This window comes from Pseudarthrobacter cremeus (genome assembly GCF_051857465.1).
GTDB lineage: Bacteria > Actinomycetota > Actinomycetes > Actinomycetales > Micrococcaceae > Arthrobacter.
The window spans coordinates 1-3,363 of the sequence record NZ_JBPZHC010000033.1 but is presented as its reverse complement, the minus strand read 5'-3'; the positions used below and the strand labels follow the sequence as shown (position 1 = coordinate 3,363).

Annotated in this window: 3 protein-coding genes; all 3 read left to right on the top strand. The window is 64.3% G+C overall.

The genetic code is table 11. The features are described 5' to 3' along the window. Window positions 1–134: 134 nt before the first annotated feature. The 3 genes from ACS5PJ_RS22560 to ACS5PJ_RS22550 are packed head-to-tail and all read left to right on the top strand — an operon-like array spanning window position 135 to window position 3,279. Window positions 135–1,355: a tyrosine-type recombinase/integrase gene (locus tag ACS5PJ_RS22560; protein WP_439437071.1), complete on the top strand. Its 1,221-nt coding sequence runs from the start codon at window positions 135–137 to the stop codon at window positions 1,353–1,355. Then, window positions 1,352–2,293, top strand: a complete 942-nt coding sequence (locus tag ACS5PJ_RS22555) for a tyrosine-type recombinase/integrase (protein ID WP_439437070.1) — start codon at window positions 1,352–1,354, stop codon at window positions 2,291–2,293. Before ACS5PJ_RS22560 ends, ACS5PJ_RS22555 begins: the two co-directional genes overlap by 4 nt. Continuing rightward, complete coding sequence (locus tag ACS5PJ_RS22550; RefSeq protein WP_439437069.1) at window positions 2,290–3,279, top strand: tyrosine-type recombinase/integrase; 990 nt, start codon at window positions 2,290–2,292, stop codon at window positions 3,277–3,279. The genes ACS5PJ_RS22555 and ACS5PJ_RS22550 overlap by 4 nt, the downstream gene beginning before the upstream one ends. Window positions 3,280–3,363 lie beyond the last annotated feature (84 nt).

The window sequence follows — 3,363 nt, the reverse complement described above, 5'->3', positions numbered from 1 at the left end:
CATTATGCCGACGTCCGGATTATGCCGATGTGGCCTCCGGTTCCGTGGCGGGGCAGGGATTTTCTGCTGGCGGGGTCGGCATAATTCCGTGAGTTGATCCATGCTTACCTTTCCGTCGTGGAGAGGAGAACGTCATGGTTAAGGTGTTGCGGTCGTTGGTGAACGGGCCGTTAGAGCCGCACATTGCGGGGTTCGCAGAGGTACTGCTTCGACAGGGGTATACGCAGTCCTCGGCTGAGCGGCACGTCTGTTTTATTGCCCATCTGGATCGCTGGATGCAGGCCGCGGACGTCGGTCTTGCGGATCTGAGCGGTCGGGTGATTGAGCGTTATTTGGCGGAGCGTCGTGCGGCTGGTTATCGGGATTACAGGTCAGTGAAGGCCTTCCGGCCACTGCTTGGCTACCTGGTTCCGTTGGGTGTAGTGCCTGTTCCGCCGAGGGTTCCCCTGGGCCCGGTGGAGGAACTGCTGGCCAGCTACCGCGGCTGGCTGCTTGGTGAGCGGGGCCTGACTGCAGGTACGGTGCGTGGCTACGTCGATTGCGTGCGGCCGTTCGTCGCGTCTCGTCTGCGCGGTGATGTGCTCGATCTTGGCAGCCTGAATGCAGCCGATGTCACGGGGTTCATCCTCGCTGCTTGTCCTGGGCGGGCTGCAGGGTCGGCGAAGTTGATCGTGTGCGCGTTGCGGTCGCTGCTGGGCTGGTTGCACGTCACCGGTCAGGTTCCGGTGTCGCTGGCTGCTGCGGTGCCTTCGGTGGCGGGTTGGCGCCTGTCAGGTTTGCCGAAAGGGCTTGAACCTGCCGATCTGCGGCGGCTGCTCGCTGGCTGTGATCGACGCACCCCGACGGGGCGACGGGATATCGCGGTGATGCTGTTACTGGCGAGGATGGGGTTGCGCGCTGGCGAGGTCGCCCGGCTCGGGTTGGATGACATCGATTGGCGCCACGGTGAGCTCGTGATTGTGGGGAAAGGCAACCGGTCCGAGCGATTGCCGCTGCCGGATGAGATCGGCACGGCGATCGCGGCATACCTACGCTGGGGCCGACCGGACGATGCGCAGGGACGCAGCGTGTTCGTGCGGGTTCACGCCCCGCATGGGCCGTTGACGACCGGCGGGGTGACGATGATTGTGTTCGACGGCGCGCAACGCGCAGGGCTGCCTAAAATGCACGCCCACCGGTTGCGGCATACCGCGGCAACTGCGATGCTGCGAAGCGGCAGCCCACTAGCCGAAGTCGGGCAAGTCCTTAGACACCGGTCGGCGATGTCCACAGCGATTTACGCCAAGGTTGATCACTCGGCGCTTGCTGTCCTGGCCCGTCCTTGGCCCACCAACCCTGACGGAGATGTCTTGTGAGCCGGCTTCTGCGCGAGGAACTGGCCGACTACCTGACGTTCCGCCGTGCGTTGGGTTACCGGCTGGCCCGGCCGGAGAAACTACTCAGCCAATTCCTTGACCATCTCGAACACACCAGGGCGGACCGCGTCACGACTGAGGCAGCACTGGATTGGTCCCGGCTGCCTGAGAACGCAGAGTCGAACTGGCACGCCTACCGGCTCTCCGTGATCCGCGGCTTCGCCACCTACCTGCACGCCCTTGATCCGGCGCATCAAGTGCCGCCAGCGGACATCCTCCCGCAGCGGCCGCACCGTGCCAGCCCGTATTTGTATTCCGAGGCGGAGATCGCCCGGCTGGTCGCTGCGTCGGCCACACTGCTCACCCCATTGCGCCGGGCTACGTTCGCGACGCTGATCGGTTTGCTGGCCGTGACCGGCATGCGAGTCGGCGAGGCCATTGCACTGAACCGGGACGACCTCGACCTCACGGCAAAGCAGCTCCTGGTGCGGTTCGGCAAGTTCGGCAAGACCAGAGCGCTGACGCTGCACGCAACGACAGCGGACGCACTGCATGCATACGAACTGCTGCGCGATCGGCTGGCCCCGGCAACCGGGACACGCGCGCTGCTCGTGTCCACCGCTGGAACGCGGCTGATCTATTGCAACGTCCATCAAACGTTCAAACAACTCGTCCATCACGCCGGCCTGGGACCGCGGTCCGGGTCGTGCCGGCCCCGCATTCACGATCTGCGTCACTCCTTTGCCGTCCAGTCGATGCTCGACGCTTACGCCGCCGGCCAGGACGGGCAGACACGGCTGACGCTCGTGTCTACTTGGCTCGGTCACGTCCACCCGGCCAGTACCTACTGGTATCTGTCCTCATCACCGGAACTTATGGCCGCCGCCGGGCAACGCCTCGACACCTACCTGGGCAACCAGTCAGCAGGCCAGTCATGACTGCCCTCGCCCCGACCTTGCAGGCGTTCTTCACCGACCGTCTCATGCGGCAACGGCAGGCCAGTGCACACACCGTGGCCTCCTACCGGGACACCCTGCGACTGCTGCTCGCCTACGCCTCGGCGCAGACGGGGATACCGCCCTCGACCCTGGATCTATCTGCTCTGGACGCACCATTGGTCGCCGGTTTCCTCGATCACCTCGAGGACAATCGGGGCAACAGTATCCGCACCCGCAACGCCCGTCTGGCTGCGATCCACTCCTTGTTCCGTTACGCCGCACTGTCCCACCCCGAGCACGCTGCCAGCATCGCACGCGTCCTGGCGATCCCGGCCAAACGCTTCGACAGCGCCCTGGTCACTTACCTGAACGAGACCGAGATCGACGCCCTTCTCAGAGCCTGCAACCAAAACACCTGGACCGGCAGGCGCGACCACGCCATGCTGCTGCTCGCCGTCCAGACCGGGCTGCGGATCTCCGAACTGATCGGCCTCACCGCCGCTGATGTGCATCTCGGCGGCGGAGCGCATGTCGCCTGCCACGGCAAAGGTCGCAAAGACAGGATCACCCCGCTAACCAGCGGCACCATCACCGTTTTGCGCCAATGGCTAAACGAACAGCACAGCGAACCCAACGAGCCGCTGTTCCAAACCCGAAACGGCTCGAGACTCAGCCGCGATGCGATCGAGCATCGAATCGCGCACTACGCCATCGCGGCGGAAATCACGTGCCCAACACTGCAGGGCCGAACGATCACCGCACATGCGCTCCGTCACAGCTGCGCCATGCGGCTGCTGCACGCCGGAGTGGACACCAGCGTGATCGCGCTATGGCTCGGCCACGAGAGCGTCGACACCACGCAGATCTACCTGCACGCCGATCTGGAAATCAAGGAGAAAGCACTGGCCAGAACTAAGCCGCCAAACGAGCGAGCAGGTCGATACCAGGCCCCCGAAAGCCTCATAGCCTGGCTCGAGGCCCTCTGATTATGCCGACCCCGCCAGCAGAAAATCCCTGTCCCGCCACGGAACCGGAGGCCACATCGGCATAATCCGGACGTCGGCATAATG

Bases quoted from the DNA above. Each gene is read 5' to 3' on its own strand.
- ACS5PJ_RS22560 (WP_439437071.1), top strand. From the start codon at position 135: ATGGTTAAGGTGTTGCGGTCGTTGGTGAACGGGCCGTTAGAGCCGCAC.
- ACS5PJ_RS22550 (WP_439437069.1), top strand. From the start codon at position 2,290: ATGACTGCCCTCGCCCCGACCTTGCAGGCGTTCTTCACCGACCGTCTC.